Raw genomic sequence first — 14,809 nt, 5'->3', positions numbered from 1 at the left:
GCCGCGAAGGATTCGTTCTATGCAGCCCAATGTAGACAGCAAAGTTCTTCCGAGGCAGGCACCGCGGCGCATGGGTGCATCCCGCCCCGGGGTCATCCCGAAGACGTGATAGCCGCGAGAGCCAAACGACGGCTCAGTCTTTCGGACGTCGCTTCAGGCGGGCCCGTTTCGGCAGCAGCGCCGGCCATTGCACGATGTGGTCCTCGAGCTCCTCGTCGGGGACGTCCTCCTCGCTGCCCTCGACCCGGCCGCGTACGGAGACGCCGGCCTCGTGCACGGTGTTGGGATCACCGGAGACCAGCGGGTGCCACCAATAGAGGTCGCGGCCTTCGGCGACGAGCTTGTAGCCGCAGCTCGGCGGCAGCCAGTTCAGGGTGCGGACATTGGCCGGGGTCAGGCGGACGCAGTCCGGAACCTTGTCGGAGCGATTCGGGTAGTCCTTGCAGGCGCAACTCGTCCCGTCGAGCAGCTTGCAGCCGATATGGGTGAAATAGATCTGGCCGGTGTCCTCGTCCTCGAGCTTGTTCAGGCAGCAGCGGCCGCAGCCGTCGCACAGGCTTTCCCATTCCGGCCCCGACATCTGTTCCAACGTCTTGGTTTTCCAGAAGAATCCTTCCTGGTCTGAAGGTCGTTTGGGAGCTGCGGTCATGCGCCTCAACAAGAGTTCGAAAGAGCTACGGTAACGCCATCTAGGGCGGGCGGACGTGAGGGTGCAAGCAGACGCCCTTTGGGGCCCGTAATGAACCGGGGTCAATTAGGCCTGTTGTTCAAAATCGCGAGCCTGACCATTGGTTTATGGGCCCTGCTCGGTTAGAAGGAACAGCAAGTCCCCAAAGGACGCGAACCGGTCGCCTTGGGTTTGCCGCAACATTCCCTCAAGACGTCTCGATGCCGCCCCCGGCCGGGTGCTTGAACGCTTTCGAACCAAGCCGCAAGGGTTCTAGGTGCACCAGATCATACCACCGCATTGGAAGCAGAAGGTCCGGAATTTCTTCCTGGACCTCGATGCGCGCATCGACTCCTCGCTGTTCTCCTCGGCCAAGGGCATCCGCGAGCTCTACGAGCGCTACTCGACCTTCATGGACCGCTTCTATGTCGGGCGGTGGAAGCGCTGGGTGTTCATCGAGCCGCTGTCGGAGGCCGCGACCCTCGGCCTCGGCGGCCTGGTGCTGATGCTGACGCTCGCCATCCCCGCCTTCCGCGAGACCGCGGACGAGGACTGGCTGAAGAAGTCCGACCTCGCGGTGAGCTTCCTCGACCGCTACGGCAACCCGATCGGCAGCCGCGGCATCAAGCACAACGACTCCATTCCGCTGGAAGATTTCCCTGACGTCCTGATCAAGGCGACGCTGGCGACGGAAGACCGCCGCTTCTACGAGCATTTCGGCATCGACATCGCCGGCACCGCGCGCGCGCTCGTCACCAACGCGCAAGCCGGCGGCGTCCGCCAGGGCGGCTCCTCGATCACCCAGCAGCTCGCGAAAAACCTGTTCCTGAGCAACGAGCGCACCATCGAGCGCAAGGTCAACGAGGCCTTCCTCGCGATCTGGCTGGAATGGCGCCTGACCAAGAACGAGATCCTCAAGCTCTATCTCGACCGCGCCTATATGGGCGGCGGCACTTTTGGCGTCGACGGCGCAGCACACTTTTACTTCAACAAATCCGCGCGCGACGTGACGCTTTCGGAAGCGGCCATGCTCGCCGGCCTGTTCAAGGCACCGACCAAATACGCCCCGCACATCAACCTGCCCGCCGCCCGCGCGCGCGCCAACGTCGTGCTCGACAATCTCGTCGATGCCGGCTTCATGACCGAGGGCCAGGTGTTCGGCGCCCGCCGCAACCCGGCCTTCGCGGTCGACCGCCGCGACGAGGCATCGCCGAACTATTATCTCGACTACGCCTTCGACGAGATGCGCAAGCTGGTCGACACCTTCCCGAAGTCCTACACCGAGCGCGTGTTCGTCGTTCGCCTCGCGATCGACACCAACGTGCAGAAGGCCGCCGAAGACGCGATCGAGAACCAGCTGCGCCAGTTCGGCCGCGACTATCACGCGACGCAGGCGGCGACCGTCGTCGCCGATCTCGACGGCGGCATCCGCGCCATGGTCGGCGGGCGCGACTATGGTGCAAGCCAGTTCAACCGCGCCACCGACGCCTATCGCCAGCCCGGCTCCTCGTTCAAACCCTACGTCTACACCACCGCGCTGCTGAACGGCTTCACGCCCAACTCGATCGTGGTCGACGGCCCGGTCTGCATCGGCAATTGGTGTCCACAGAACTATGGCCATTCCTATTCCGGCTCGGTGACGCTGACGCAGGCGATCACGCGCTCGATCAACGTCGTGCCGGTGAAGCTCTCGATCGCGATCGGCCAGAAGGAGCAACCGAAGGCGCCGAACCCGGCCAAGATCGGCCGCGCCAAGATCGTCGAGGTCGCGCGCCGCTTCGGCCTCAAGGCGCCGCTGCCCGACACCCCGTCGCTGCCGATCGGCTCGGACGAAGTCACCGTGCTCGAGCACGCCGTCGCCTATGCGACCTTCCCCAACCGCGGCAAGTCGGTGACGCCGCATTCGGTGCTGGAGGTGCGCACCGGCGCCGGCGATCTGGTCTGGCGCTGGGACCGCGACGGGCCGAAGCCGAAGCAGGCGATTCCTGCGAACATCGCCGCCGACATGGCGGGCATGATGAGCCACGTCGTCAGCGAAGGCACCGCGCGCCGCGCCGCGCTCGACGGCATTCCGACCGCGGGCAAGACCGGCACGACCAATGCGTATCGCGACGCCTGGTTCGTCGGATACACCGGCAATTTCACCTGCGCGGTCTGGTACGGCAATGACGACTACTCGCCGACCAACCGCATGACCGGCGGCTCGCTGCCGGCGCAGACCTGGCACGACATCATGGTCGCCGCGCATCAGGGCGTCGAGGTCCGGGAGATCCCCGGCATCGGCATGGGCCAGAAGCTGCCGCCGCAGCCGAAGGACGCGAACGCGCAGGCCAGCGCGGCGCCAAAAGTGCTGGAGACCAAGCCCGGTCCGCCGCCGGTGCTGACCAAGCGCGGCGCCGACATCCTGGTGCGGGTCGAGAAGCTGCTCGATGACGCGGCCAAGACCGCGACCAAATCAACCAGCAACGACACCAAGGCGGCCAAGCCGTCGTCGTCGACGAGCGCGCTCGCCTTCCCGCAGAACTATGCGGAAGAGAATGCGAATGCATCCGCCCCGCGCAAGAACTGATCGAAACCCGTGCGGCTGATCCTGATCACATTGACTGCCCTTCTGCTCGCGACCGTGGTCGGCGTCGGCGCCACCTGGATGACGACGACGCGCGGCACCGAAATCGGCGCGCTGACCATCGGCGCCTGGACCGCGCGCCCGCGCACCGGCACCGCCGACGTCGATCCCTATTCGCGCGCCACCATCGTGCGCAACGGCGAGCTGCCGATCGGCACCGGCGACGGCGTCGCCTTCACCGCGACCGCCGACGACAAGAAGAAGGCGCTCGACGGCCGCTGCGACGTCGTCGTCTCCGGCGTGACGCCGCCGGCGCGGTTCTGGACGCTGACGCTTTACGACCGCAAGGGCCACCTCGTCGCCAACTCGCTGCAACGCTACGGCTTCACCAGCCAGGAGATCGTGCGGTCCTCCGACGGCACGTTCGAGATCCGCATCGCCTCGCGCTCGCGCGCCGGCAACTGGCTGCCGACCGGCGGTATCGAGCGCTACGCGCTGATGCTGCGCCTCTACGACACCCCTGTCGGCGTTGCCACGCGCACGCAGCGCGACGCGCCGATGCCCACCATCTCGACGGTGGGCTGCTCATGATCCGCCTCGCCTTCACCATCGTTGCCGGCGTGGTGCTGGGCCTCGTGGTCCATCTCGTCAGCGTGCTGGCGCTGCCGCGGATCGCGACGCAGGACGCCTATTCGCGGCTGACGCCGATGACCAAGCTCAACGGCGTGACGCAGCTGCCCCTCGCCGATCCGCAGACCTCACCGATGCCGTTCATGGATCCGGCCTTTGCGCTCGCGATCTGCCGCTACGACCTCTCGGGCGGCCCGATCAAGCTGACCGTGCCGGTGAGCCAGGCCTACACCTCGGTGTCGTTCTACACCCGCAACGAGATCGCCTATTACGCCATCAACGACCGCTCGGCCGGCAAGAAGGTGATCGAGCTCGATCTGATGACGGAAGCCCAGCACGACGAGCTGCCGGAGGACGAAGAGGTCACCGCCGCCGACCGCCTGATCATCGATTCCCCGAGCACCACCGGCCTGATCGTGATGAAGGCACTCGCCGCCGAGCCCGGCCTGATGCCGCAAGCGCAGGCGACGCTCGCCGCTGCGAGCTGCGGGCCTCAGACCGAGCAGCCGGCCAAGGCCGAGGCGCCGCGCGGACGGCGGTGAGTACGGCCGTTTCGACCAGCTCAAACAAGAAGTTCGAAAACAACCCCATGCACAGTAGCCGGGGCATTGGAATCATTGGGCTATCTCTCTTCGGTCGGGTGCACCCGTTTGTAGGGCGTGATGCTTTGCGCGGTCGTCAGCTTGATCATGTGGGCAGGCGGCGCGGAACGTCCCTTTCGGCATGACCGGCACTTGAGAGACGCTTCCAGTTTCCAGATCGGCGTATCCCGCGGCCGGCGGATCGCATCGAGCGGCAGGCTCGCGCGCGTCTTGCACCTGTTGCAGTCGATCTCGTGTCGTGGGTGTGGATAAGGGATGGTGCAGATTCTTTTGGCGAAAGCGGCGCGGCTCCAGCCTTGGAACAAGTCGCTTGCCCATGCCGTTTCCTCAACTGGAGAGGAAACCAAGATGAAAACGGCAACGCTTGCTTTAGCGATCTTACTGGCCTGCTCGACCGGCTATGCCTCGGCCCACAGCGCCAAACGCCATCACCATCACGGCTGGTTCAATTCAATGAACATGATGCACGGCCCCGGCCGGACCGCGGCCAGGACCGACCCGAATGGGACGGCCGGCGGGCCGACGAGCGTCAGCGGCACCGGCCCGTCAAAGTTCGGGGGACAAATCCCCGGAGCCAGCGGCGCGGCACGACAGTAGTTCTGCGAATTGCAGTCTCAACGTACGCTCGGGCTTGTCCCGGGCAAACGTTGGACGTTTGAACGTCACCGTTCACCGATCCGCGAACCATCATGCATGCCGCTCTATTGGCAACCTAAGAGCACGTTTGACTCGTCGGGCAAAACACCGGCATACTGGCATCATCGAGAGTTCGTCACACCCGCGCGGAGCCGTCCGTCGCGGGTGTTTTCATATGGGAGCATGGTCTGCGAAGCGCCCACGAGGCCGGAGGCCGAGACCGGACGTGCTTCGACTTGATGGATGATCTGGCTACGCGCCGAAGCGATCGATAACGGCAACTGCGACCTGGTACCCATGGCTGCGACAGCTAGCCAATGCTGCGCGCGCCAGATCAAGCGCCAGTTCCGGACTAAGCGACTTGTAGGCGATGAGGGATTCTTCCGCCCGCATTGGACCGACAAACGCAACCAGCACAATCGTCGCGACCGACAGACGTCGAAAGCTCATGGTCATCTCCGACAGAGGTGGACCAAACTTCTATTTGGTCTCACCATATGTCAGATCATCGAACATGGTCACACTGTCTGCCTTGGTCCACAGGCCAATCATTCCCGCCTGCGCAATCGTCGTGTCCTCCACCTCAAACAACGGCTGCCCATCATACGTCACCTTGAACCGACTTCCCGTGAAGTCGCAACGCAGCACGTGCCATCGTCCGGACGGCACCGGCGTGCTGACACCATAGCCACCTCTGCGCCCCACGATGTCCAGCGGCGTCCGAATGCCGTTGATCGTCTTGTAGAGCACGACATTGTCCTCCAGGGCGTTGGCCCGGACGACGTAGTAATTGCCCGCGTCTTTCGCGCGCCAGATGAGTCCTGCGGCACGATCCTGCGATCCGGCGACCGCCTTGAATTTCACCTCAACGAAGCCGTCCTTGATGCTGGTATCGCTTTTGATGGCGACGGGAAAAGTCGCGCGTCCGGATTGCTTGAGGACGTTCGGCTTGCTCGGCGCTGTGGGCTCCGCCTCGACGGTCCATTTCGGTTCGCCCTTGCCGGTCATCGTGAGAGTCCACCCTGCCGGCGCTGTTCCAGCAGGAGCGTTGTCAAAATTCAGGGTCGCGGCCATGGCGTTCCCTCCCATTAACAAAGCCAGCATAGGCGCCAGGACGAGACTGGCCCGTGCAGACGGCCGCGACGGAAAGGCCAAAGCGGCGCACATCGTCGGCTGTCCCAACGTCAGACATTCAATCAATGGAAACACCTTACGGTGCATCTTCCAGCTACCTCCCATAGCGCGATATGCCGGCTGCAAGACGCCATCGAGCGCGCCTCCGAGACCCATTGGCGTCAATTCGATCCGTTCATCGCTCGGCGTGACCCGATAGCAGCCATCATCCGTCTCCCCAAGATCGAGGCATAGCTCGTCATTGTCCACGCGCCATGTTCCGATCTTCTTCACTCCCATCGCGTAGCTTCGCAACGTGCCGTCCGGCTCATAGCTGCGGCAGAACCTGCATGGAAGGGAATCAGGCCGCCCACGCCGACCGCGAGAGCCGCGACGAAGCACGTCGGTCGCAGGCTTCCGGACGCCATTGCCCTCACTTCTTGCAGGACTTGCGACACATCTGATACTCGGTCTTGCAAGCTGGTCCCGCATAGTTCTTCATACACGCCGCGCGCTGCTCGGTGCAGAGCTTGCAGGTCTGTGCTTCGGCCGCTTGTCCGCTCGCGAGCAAACCGGCCAACACCAGCAGTCCAATTGCTGAGCTTCTCATGGCGTTCACTTTTTCCTCCGTTTATCCATTGCATCGGCATTAGATCGTTGCTGGCCTCCAGAGCACCGATGGCGAGCGCGAAACCGCCCAGACCTAATTGCTTCTGCTCCCCGAACGTGCACGCTCAGTTGCTGCGATGCACCGCGACAATCGCTTCCAGCGCCTTCTGATCCTTGTTCGCACGCATCCGGACGTTCGCACCGGACATCCAGACCTCGTTGCATTCGAGCGACGCACTTCCCGGACTCGACATACACAGCTTGTCATTGCGTATTGTCCAGCTGCCGGTCCAGGAACTTCCCGCTTCGGAGCTGACAAGCGCGCCGTCCGGGCGCAGGTACATCGACCAGTGCGGCCCGTCGGTAATATCCTTGCCGACAATTCGCGCCCGGATCTGCTTGCCGTCGAGCTGTGTGAACTGCTCGTTGGCATGTGCAGCCAACCCGGGCGCAACCAAGAGGATGATGCATGCGATGACAGCGGAATGTTTCATTTTCCGACCATTTCGCAATCAAGCAGGCGCTGACGCCGACCAGCGACGAGATCGGCTTGCGTATTGACGCGCGTCGGCGTGGCCGCCGTGCACGACAACTGAGACAATTCGTTGGATGAGATCGGATACGATGACATGCTGCGCCCTTGGTGATCAGGACGCGATTCTTGGGCATGTCGCCTCACGGGGAGATCGCATTGCCCCCGTCGCAGCGAATAGAAACCTTGATGCCAGGACTGTCAAGCCATGCCTGCTCGGGACAAGGCACGATGCCGCCCTGCGGTCCGAGAGGGCGAGCTCCGGCGGCCAGGCTCCCAACCGACAGAGCGACGCCGCCTTGCCGCGCTGCGACAATCTTGACCCGCACGAGACTTGGCGTCACGGCCCTTATGGGCTATCCCCTCCCGGGGGATAGGATCATCATGACGAAACACGTCCACGAAAGTCACCCGGACGTCATCAAGCGCCTCAAACGCGCCGAGGGACATCTGCGCAGGGTCATCGGCATGTTCGACGACGGCCGCTCATGCCTGGATCTTGCGCAGCAACTCCACGCCGTCGAGAAGGCGATCTCCGAGGCCAAGAAAGCCCTGATCCACGATCACGTCGACCACTGCCTCGATGCAGCCGCCAATGGCGGTTCCGGCAAATCGCCCAAGAACGTGCTCGCCGAGTTCAAGGCGATCTCGCGATATCTGTAACGCGGAGTTTTCGATGTTTTCGGCCAACCGCTCGGCCGCGGCGATACTGTCGGTCTTGCTCGCCGTCATCGGCTTCGACTCGCAGGCGTTCGCGCAATCCGCGCCCGCCAAGCCGGACGGCGGAAAGCCGGCCGTGATCGTCATGGACGACGCACGCATCAAGCTCGCCGAAATCGAGCTGCGCGAGGCAGGTTCCGCTGCGATCGCGCGGCGGCTGATGGTGCCCGGCACCATCGTTCCCGATGCGGGGCGGGTCGCCCATGTCTCGGTCAAGCTCTCCGGCACCGTCGCCGAACTGCGCAAGAACATCGGCGACGACGTCGCCAAGGACGAAGTCTTGGCTGTTCTGGAGAGCCGCGAGGTCGCCGACGCCAAGAGTGAATATCTCTCGGCAAAACTTTCCAACGAGTTGCAGCAGGAACTGACGGCGCGCGACAAGTCGCTGTGGGAAGGTCGCGCAGTCCCCGAGCAGCAATACATCAAATCGCGCAACGCGGCGGCGCAATCCGAGATGCGGTTCGGCATCGCGCGCCAGAAGCTGATGGCGCTTGGCGTGACCGACACGGAGATCGCAGGCTTGCCGCAGGCACCCGACGGCACGCTGCGCAGTCAGAACATCCGGGCGCCGATCTCCGGGCGTATCGCCGAACGCAAGGTCGAAGCCGGCACCGCAGTGGGCCGGGACAGTCTTGAAACGGAGCTGTTCGTCATCGTCGACCTGAGCCGCGTCTGGGTCGAGTTGGCAGTTTCCTCGACCGATTTGCCGCTGGTGAAGGAAGGCCAGCCGGTCGAGATCGCGCTGCGCGGCATGACGGAAACCGGCTCCGGCAAGATCGTCTTCGTCAGCCCCCTCCTCGACAAGGAGACGCGCGCGGCCCGCGTGGTGGCCTCGCTCGGAAACGCCGATGGCCGCTGGCGGCCGGGCTCGTTCGTGACTGCGGGTATCGCAGTCGAACGCCGCGACGTGACCGTCGCCGTTCCGTTCTCCGCCGTCCAGACGGTGGATGGCCGCAAGGCCGTCTTCGTGCGAACCAAGGAGGGCTTCGAAAAGCGCGACGTCGTGCTGGGACGACGCGACGGCACCATCGTCGAGATCGTCTCGGGCGTCTCCCCCGGCGAGACAGTCGCCAGCTCGAATACCTTTTCACTCAAGGCCGAGCTCTCCAAGCCCGGCGACGAGGACTGAGCGATGATCGAACGGATCGTCGAATTCTCCGTCCGGCGGCGGTGGCTGGTTCTGCTGGTGACTCTCGTCCTGGCAGCGACCGGATTCTGGTCGCTGACGCGTCTTCCCATCGACGCGGTGCCTGACGTCACCAACGTCCAGGTCCAGATCAACGCGACCGCGCCGGCTCTCACGCCCGTCGAAATCGAGAAGCAGGTCACCGTCGCGCTCGAAACGGCGCTCGCGGGCATGCCAGGCCTGGAGTCGACACGGTCCTTCTCGCGCAACGGCTTTGCGCAGATCACAGCAGTCTTTGCCGACCGAACCAACATCTATTTTGCGCGGCAACTCGTCACAGAACGTCTGAACGAAGCCAAGGGCAGCCTGCCTCCCGGTGTCGATGTCCGGATGGGGCCGGTCTCGACTGGCCTCGGCGAGATCTACTGGTGGGCCGTCGAGTACGAAAAACCGGGCGCATCCGCGCCGGTTCGGGACGGACAGCCGGGCTGGCAGAGCGATGGCAGCTATCTCACACCCGAAGGCGAGCGGCTGACAGACGATTTCCAGCGCACCGTCTATTTGCGCACCGTGCAGGACTGGATCGTTCGGCCTCAGATGAAGACCGTTCCCGGCGTCGCCGGGGCCGATGCCATCGGCGGTTTCGTCAAGCAGTTCCAGGTGCAGCCGGACCCGGCAAGACTGGTCGCTTATGGACTCTCCTTCAAGCAGGTCGTGGGCGCGATCGAGGCCAACAACACCACCCGCGGGGCGAACTACATCGAGCAGAACGGCGAAGGCCTTGTGGTTCGGGCCGCCGGCCGCGTCGAGACCCTGGAGGACATCGAGCAGATCGTCGTGACGACGCGCGGCGGAGTTCCCGTTCGCATCATGGACCTGGCGGATGTCTCGATCGGAAAGGAACTGCGCACCGGCAGCGCGAGCGTCGACGGCCGCGAGGTCGTGCTCGGCACGGCCCTGATGCTGATCGGCGGCAACAGCCGCACTGTCGCCGCCGCCGCCGACGCCAAGATCAAGGACATCAGCAAGACCCTGCCGCCGGGCATCTATGCCCGCACCGTCCTGAACCGGACACAGCTCGTCGATGCCACGATCCACACCGTCGCCAAGAATCTCGCCGAGGGCGCCTTGCTCGTCGTCGCCGTGCTCTTCCTGCTGCTCGGCAACTTCCGCGCCGCCCTCGTCACCGCCTGCGTCATCCCCATCACCATGCTCATCACCGCGACGGGAATGCTGCAGGGGCACCTCAGCGCCAATCTGATGAGCCTCGGCGCGCTCGACTTCGGCCTGATCGTCGACGGGGCCGTCATCATTGCCGAGAACAGCCTGCGCCATCTCGCCGAACGCCAGCGCGAGCTCGGCCGCGTACTGTCGCTGGACGAGCGTCTCGACACCGTGAAGCTCTCGACCTCAGAGATGATCCGCCCGTCGGTCTATGGCCAGATCATCATCATCCTGGTCTATACGCCGCTGCTCACCTTCACCGGGATCGAAGGCAAGACCTTCGAGCCGATGGCGCTGACGGTGATGATCGCGCTGGCGGTGGCCTTCGTGATCTCGCTGACATTCGTGCCAGCCGCCGTGGCAATCTCGATCGGCGGCCTGGTCAACGAGCGTGAAAACATACTGGTCCGGACGATGAAGCGCTGGTACGCCCCTCTTCTCTCGGGCGCCATCGTCAGGCCTCTGCCGGTCGTCGCTGCCGCCACGCTGCTTTTCGTCGGGGCGGTCTTCGTATTCATGCGTCTCGGTCAGGAATTCACGCCGACGCTGGACGAGAAGAACATCGTGATGGAGGTGAAGCGCGTGCCGAGCACGGCGCTGGCGCAGTCGCAGGCCATGCAGCTTCTCATCGAGCGGCAGATCAGCGGGCTTCCCGAGGTGGCCTTCGTATTCTCGCGCACCGGCACGCCCGATCTCGCCGCCGATCCGATGCCGCCAAACGCCTCGGACACCTACATCATCGTCAAGCCCCAGGACGAATGGCCTGATCCTTCCATGACGAAGGAGGACCTCATCAAGAAGATCGAGGCGGAGTCCGGGAAGCTGCCGGGCAACAAGCTTGGGTTTTCGCAGCCGATCGAAATGCGATTCAACGAGCTCATTGCCGGCGTCCGCGAGGATCTGGCGGTCAAGGTGTTCGGCGACGACTTCGCCCAGATGCAGCGGACCGCGGGCCGGATCGCCGACGTGATCCGCAAGATCGATGGTGCCGGGAACGTGAAGGTCGAGGAGACCTCCGGCCTGCCCTTCCTCGAGATCAGGATCGACAAGGCCGAGATCGCACGGCGCGGCCTCAGCCTCGCAGCCGTGCAGGATCTGATGCAGACCGCCATCGGCGGCACCGATGCCGGCCTCGTCTTCGAGGGGGACCGCCGCTTCAAGATCGTGGTGCGCCTTGCCGATGCACAGCGAAACGACATTCCGACGCTGGAGGAGTTGCCCGTTCCGCTTCCGCGCGCCAATCCCGACGCGCCGGCCGCCTCGATCCCCTTGCGGACGATCGCTTCGTTCGAACAGACCACCGGCTACAACCAGATCAGCCGCGAGAACGGCAAGCGTCGCGTCGTCGCCACCGCCGAAGTCCGCGGCCGCGACATCGGCTCGCTGGTGGCCGAAGCGCAGACGAAGGTCACCGAGCAGGTGAAGCTGGCGCCCGGCAGCTATCTGGCCTGGGGCGGCCAGTTCGAGAATTTTGCCGTCGCCCGGCAGCGGCTGGTGTTCGTGGTGCCCGCGGTTTTCGCCCTGATCTATTTGCTGCTGCTCGGGGCGCTCGGCTCGGCCCGCGACGCGCTGCTCGTCTTCAGCGCCGTGCCACTCGCGCTCACCGGCGGGATCGCCGCGCTGTGGCTGCGCGGCATGCCGTTCTCGATCTCGGCGGCCGTCGGCTTCATCGCGCTCTCGGGCGTCGCGGTGCTGAACGGGCTCGTGATGCTGACGCAGATCCGCAAGCTGATCGCCGAAGGCATGGAGCCGAAGCGCGCCATCGGCGAAGGCGCGCTGACGCGCTTCCGCCCCGTCGCGATGACCGCGCTCGTCGCCTCGCTCGGTTTCGTGCCGATGGCACTTGCGACCGGCACGGGCGCCGAGGTGCAGAAGCCGCTCGCAACCGTGGTGATCGGCGGCCTCCTCACGGCCACGCTGCTCACGCTCGTCGTGCTGCCGGCGCTCTATGCACGCTTTGCCGTTCCGCACAGGCCGACCAGGCGCAGCGATGCGCCTCGGGCCCTCGTTCACGACCGCGCCGCGGAGTAGCGGCCATGCCGGTCGTCATCGACGGCCTCCATCCGAAATGATCGTGAGTGCTTTAGTGGATGATCTGGCCGAGGAAATCCCTCGCCCGCTCAGTCCTCGGTGCGCGGAAGAAAGTCTCTGGATCGGCTTCCTCGACGATGCAGCCACGATCCATGAACACCACCCTATCAGCGATCTCGCGGGCAAAGCCCATCTCGTGCGTGACGCAGACCATGGTCATGCCGTCTTTCGCGAGCTCCACCATGGTGTCGAGCACCTCCTTGACCATCTCCGGGTCGAGCGCGGAGGTCGGCTCGTCGAACAGCATGATTTTCGGCTGCATGCACAGCGCCCGCGCGATGGCGACGCGCTGCTGCTGGCCGCCGGAGAGCTGTCCCGGATATTTGTTGGCCTGGTCGTGGATGCGCACCTTGCGCAACAAACCGATCGCACGCTCGTGCGCCTCGGCGCGCGACAAGCCCCGCACCTTCATCGGCGCCAGCATGCAATTCTCGACGACCGAGAGATGCGGGAACAGGTTGAAGCTCTGGAACACCATGCCGACCTCGCGACGGACGCCGTTGATATCCTCCATCCGGCCCGTCAGCTCGACGCCATCGACGACGATCCGCCCCGCATCGTGCTTCTCGATGTGGTTGATGCAGCGAATCAAGGTCGACTTGCCGGAGCCCGAGGGACCGCACAGCACGATCTTCTCGCCGGCCGCGACAGTCAGGTTGACGTCGCTGAGGGCCGTGAAGTGGCCGAACCGCTTCTCCAGGTTTTCCACGGTGACGATGGAGGCAGACGGCCCCATCTTGTTGCCCGCAGCGAGCTGAAGCATTTTTCCTCTCCAAAAAACAGATGATGCGCTAGCGGCCCGCAATCGCATACCGCTTGCGTAGGGACGCCACGCATTGCGATGCCGCCGAGCTGATCGCGAGGTAGACCACCGCAATGACCAGGTACATCTCGACCAGACGGCCGTTGAGCTGCGCGAGCTTCGAGGCTGCGCCAAGCAGATCGGTGAGCGACAGCACGTAGACCAGCGACGTGTCCTGGAACAGGATGATGGTCTGGCTCAGGATGATCGGGCTGGCGACGCGGAGTACCTGCGGCAGGATCACGGAGCGATAGGTGTCGAAGGTGGACAATGCGAGCGCCTGGCACGCCTCGAACTGCCCGCGGTTCACGGCCCGCAATCCGACGCGGATGATTTCCGAATAGTAGGCGGCCTCGAACAGGCCGAAGGTGATGAACGCCGTCCAGGTGGCGCCGATCGGAACCGGCCGTCCGTTGCCGCTGAGATGGCCAAGCACGATCGGCACCAGGAAGAAGAACCAGAACAGAACCAGGATCAACGGGATCGAGCGCATCAGGGCAACGTAGCCACGCACGAGCCTGCCGATCACGGGCAGCTCGAAGTGCTGCACCAGCGCCAAGCAGGTGCCGAGGACCAGGCCGACCACGAACGCAACAGCGGTCAGCGCCAGCGAAAACAGCAAGCCCGACCAGAGGTAAGGCCACGCCTGAACGACGATGGAGAAGTCGAGGCTGTTCATTTCACGACCTCCATTGCGTCAGGCAGAGACCCGACCTGTTGGGCGACGCGCGTCGCGGTCGGTTCGACCGCGTTCTCCGCCCGTCCGGTGCCCGGAATGCGCACGGCCCTGTCGATCAGCGCCATCCCCTGGTAGGCGATGAGCGCCAGCGCGAGATAGACGAGCGTCGCGGCGCCGAACGCGGTGAAAGTCTGGAACGTCGCTTCGCTGATCTGGCGTGCCTGCGCCGTCAGCTCCATCAGCCCGATCGTGAGCGCGACCGAGGTGTTCTTGTAGATGCCCATCACCTCGCTGGTCAGGCTCGGGATGATCAGGCGCAGCGCCTGCGGCACGATGACGTGGCGATAGGTCAGATATCCGCTGAGCCCGAGTGCGCTTGCCGCCTCGACCTGTCCTTTCGGCAGGGCCTCGATCCCGGCACGCACCTGTTCTGCGATCCGAGCGGCGGTGTAGAGACCCAGGCACACCAGCGCCGGAAAGAACGATCCCCAGGGCGGGGGAATTTGCTTGATGGCGTTTCCGAGCGCAGTCGGAAGAAGCTCCGGCAGGACGAAGTACCAGAGAAACATCTGCACCAGCACGGGGATGTTGCGGAAGATCTCCACATACAGGCGGGCAAGCGCCGCGACGGCCCGGTTCTGCACGGTGCGGCCGATGCCGACGACCACCCCGACCGCGAAGGCAATCCACCAGCCGAAGAACGCCAGTGCCAGGGTCCAGCCGAGGCCCGACACAAGCCAGTCGATATAACGCTGGCCATCCGCGGTCTGTTCAAGAAGCACTGCAAACATGGCGAACCTCAGGGCTCCGTT

13 protein-coding genes and 2 pseudogenes are annotated in these 14,809 nt (G+C 64.4%); 7 read left to right on the top strand and 8 right to left on the bottom strand.

Going from position 1 to position 14,809, the window contains the following annotated elements; all coding sequences use genetic code 11:
- Nucleotides 1–133 precede the first annotated feature (133 nt).
- Entirely contained in the window at nt 134–649 is a 516-nt protein-coding gene (locus GGD63_RS09205) for a YcgN family cysteine cluster protein (RefSeq protein WP_183241030.1), read from the bottom strand.
- A gap of 295 nt (nt 650–944) precedes the next feature.
- Between GGD63_RS09205 and GGD63_RS09200 the strand changes: the two genes are divergently transcribed.
- Genes GGD63_RS09200 through GGD63_RS09190 form a run of 3 tightly spaced genes read left to right on the top strand, consistent with a single transcriptional unit; the run spans nt 945 to nt 4,405 of the window.
- Nucleotides 945–3,236: a transglycosylase domain-containing protein gene (locus GGD63_RS09200; RefSeq protein WP_183241028.1), complete on the top strand. Its 2,292-nt coding sequence runs from the start codon at nt 945–947 to the stop codon at nt 3,234–3,236.
- 9 nt (nt 3,237–3,245) lie between these two features.
- A complete protein-coding gene (locus GGD63_RS09195) occupies nt 3,246–3,824 on the top strand; it encodes a DUF1214 domain-containing protein (protein WP_183241026.1) in 579 nt (192 codons plus the stop codon).
- A complete protein-coding gene (locus GGD63_RS09190; RefSeq protein ID WP_183241025.1) occupies nt 3,821–4,405 on the top strand; it encodes a DUF1254 domain-containing protein in 585 nt (194 codons plus the stop codon). Before GGD63_RS09195 ends, GGD63_RS09190 begins: the two co-directional genes overlap by 4 nt.
- Before the next feature lie 80 nt (nt 4,406–4,485).
- Here the strand turns inward: GGD63_RS09190 and GGD63_RS40770 are convergent.
- Nucleotides 4,486–4,698, bottom strand: a pseudogene (locus GGD63_RS40770) (hypothetical protein); the annotation flags it as partial.
- A 22-nt stretch (nt 4,699–4,720) separates the two neighbouring features.
- Between GGD63_RS40770 and GGD63_RS09185 the strand changes: the two are divergent.
- The gene (locus GGD63_RS09185) at nt 4,721–5,062 is read left to right on the top strand and encodes a hypothetical protein (protein ID WP_183241023.1); all 342 of its coding nucleotides are present in this window, start codon (nt 4,721–4,723) and stop codon (nt 5,060–5,062) included.
- A 297-nt stretch (nt 5,063–5,359) separates the two neighbouring features.
- On the opposite strand, the pseudogene GGD63_RS09180 reads toward GGD63_RS09185, so the two are convergent.
- The 3 genes and pseudogenes from GGD63_RS09180 to GGD63_RS09170 all read right to left on the bottom strand — a co-directional run.
- Nucleotides 5,360–5,551: pseudogene (locus tag GGD63_RS09180) on the bottom strand (heme-binding protein); the annotation flags it as partial.
- A gap of 30 nt (nt 5,552–5,581) precedes the next feature.
- Nucleotides 5,582–6,514: a hypothetical protein gene (locus GGD63_RS09175; RefSeq protein ID WP_246785419.1), complete on the bottom strand. Its 933-nt coding sequence runs from the start codon at nt 6,512–6,514 to the stop codon at nt 5,582–5,584.
- A 434-nt stretch (nt 6,515–6,948) separates the two neighbouring features.
- Nucleotides 6,949–7,317, bottom strand: a complete 369-nt coding sequence (locus tag GGD63_RS09170; RefSeq protein WP_183241021.1) for a hypothetical protein — start codon at nt 7,315–7,317, stop codon at nt 6,949–6,951.
- Nucleotides 7,318–7,739: 422 nt separating this feature from the next.
- Here GGD63_RS09170 and GGD63_RS09165 point away from each other — a divergent pair, with 422 nt between their 5' ends.
- Genes GGD63_RS09165 through GGD63_RS09155 form a run of 3 tightly spaced genes read left to right on the top strand, consistent with a single transcriptional unit; the run spans nt 7,740 to nt 12,456 of the window.
- Nucleotides 7,740–8,018, top strand: coding sequence for a metal-sensing transcriptional repressor (locus tag GGD63_RS09165; protein WP_183241020.1), 279 nt, complete (start codon nt 7,740–7,742; stop codon nt 8,016–8,018).
- Nucleotides 8,019–8,031: 13 nt separating this feature from the next.
- Nucleotides 8,032–9,204, top strand: a complete 1,173-nt coding sequence (locus tag GGD63_RS09160) for an efflux RND transporter periplasmic adaptor subunit (protein WP_183241018.1) — start codon at nt 8,032–8,034, stop codon at nt 9,202–9,204.
- Nucleotides 9,205–9,207: 3 nt separating this feature from the next.
- On the top strand, nt 9,208–12,456 hold the full coding sequence (locus GGD63_RS09155; RefSeq protein ID WP_183241016.1) for an efflux RND transporter permease subunit: 3,249 nt from the start codon (nt 9,208–9,210) through the stop codon (nt 12,454–12,456).
- A 52-nt stretch (nt 12,457–12,508) separates the two neighbouring features.
- Here GGD63_RS09155 and GGD63_RS09150 read toward each other — a convergent pair whose 3' ends face one another.
- From GGD63_RS09150 to GGD63_RS09140, 3 genes are read right to left on the bottom strand one after another with little or no spacing between them, the layout of a single operon-like run.
- On the bottom strand, nt 12,509–13,279 hold the full coding sequence (locus GGD63_RS09150; protein ID WP_246785418.1) for an amino acid ABC transporter ATP-binding protein: 771 nt from the start codon (nt 13,277–13,279) through the stop codon (nt 12,509–12,511).
- A gap of 28 nt (nt 13,280–13,307) precedes the next feature.
- Complete coding sequence (locus tag GGD63_RS09145; RefSeq protein ID WP_183241015.1) at nt 13,308–13,997, bottom strand: amino acid ABC transporter permease; 690 nt, start codon at nt 13,995–13,997, stop codon at nt 13,308–13,310.
- Nucleotides 13,994–14,788: an amino acid ABC transporter permease gene (locus tag GGD63_RS09140; protein WP_183241013.1), complete on the bottom strand. Its 795-nt coding sequence runs from the start codon at nt 14,786–14,788 to the stop codon at nt 13,994–13,996. Before GGD63_RS09140 ends, GGD63_RS09145 begins: the two co-directional genes overlap by 4 nt.
- Between the last annotated feature and the right edge of the window lie 21 nt (nt 14,789–14,809).

Source organism: Bradyrhizobium sp. cir1, from assembly GCF_014198245.1.
Classification (GTDB): domain Bacteria; phylum Pseudomonadota; class Alphaproteobacteria; order Rhizobiales; family Xanthobacteraceae; genus Bradyrhizobium.
Note: the sequence above shows the minus strand (reverse complement) of the source record. Positions and strands in the feature narration are given on the sequence as shown.

Coding starts and splice junctions, on each gene's coding strand:
- GGD63_RS09205 (WP_183241030.1), bottom strand. CDS start 649: ATGACCGCAGCTCCCAAACGACCTTCAGACCAGGAAGGATTCTTCTGG.
- GGD63_RS09190 (WP_183241025.1), top strand. CDS start 3,821: ATGATCCGCCTCGCCTTCACCATCGTTGCCGGCGTGGTGCTGGGCCTC.
- GGD63_RS09185 (WP_183241023.1), top strand. CDS start 4,721: ATGGTGCAGATTCTTTTGGCGAAAGCGGCGCGGCTCCAGCCTTGGAAC.
- GGD63_RS09175 (WP_246785419.1), bottom strand. CDS start 6,514: ATGGGAGTGAAGAAGATCGGAACATGGCGCGTGGACAATGACGAGCTA.
- GGD63_RS09170 (WP_183241021.1), bottom strand. CDS start 7,317: ATGAAACATTCCGCTGTCATCGCATGCATCATCCTCTTGGTTGCGCCC.
- GGD63_RS09165 (WP_183241020.1), top strand. CDS start 7,740: ATGACGAAACACGTCCACGAAAGTCACCCGGACGTCATCAAGCGCCTC.
- GGD63_RS09160 (WP_183241018.1), top strand. CDS start 8,032: ATGTTTTCGGCCAACCGCTCGGCCGCGGCGATACTGTCGGTCTTGCTC.
- GGD63_RS09155 (WP_183241016.1), top strand. CDS start 9,208: ATGATCGAACGGATCGTCGAATTCTCCGTCCGGCGGCGGTGGCTGGTT.
- GGD63_RS09150 (WP_246785418.1), bottom strand. CDS start 13,279: ATGCTTCAGCTCGCTGCGGGCAACAAGATGGGGCCGTCTGCCTCCATC.
- GGD63_RS09145 (WP_183241015.1), bottom strand. CDS start 13,997: ATGAACAGCCTCGACTTCTCCATCGTCGTTCAGGCGTGGCCTTACCTC.
- GGD63_RS09140 (WP_183241013.1), bottom strand. CDS start 14,788: ATGTTTGCAGTGCTTCTTGAACAGACCGCGGATGGCCAGCGTTATATC.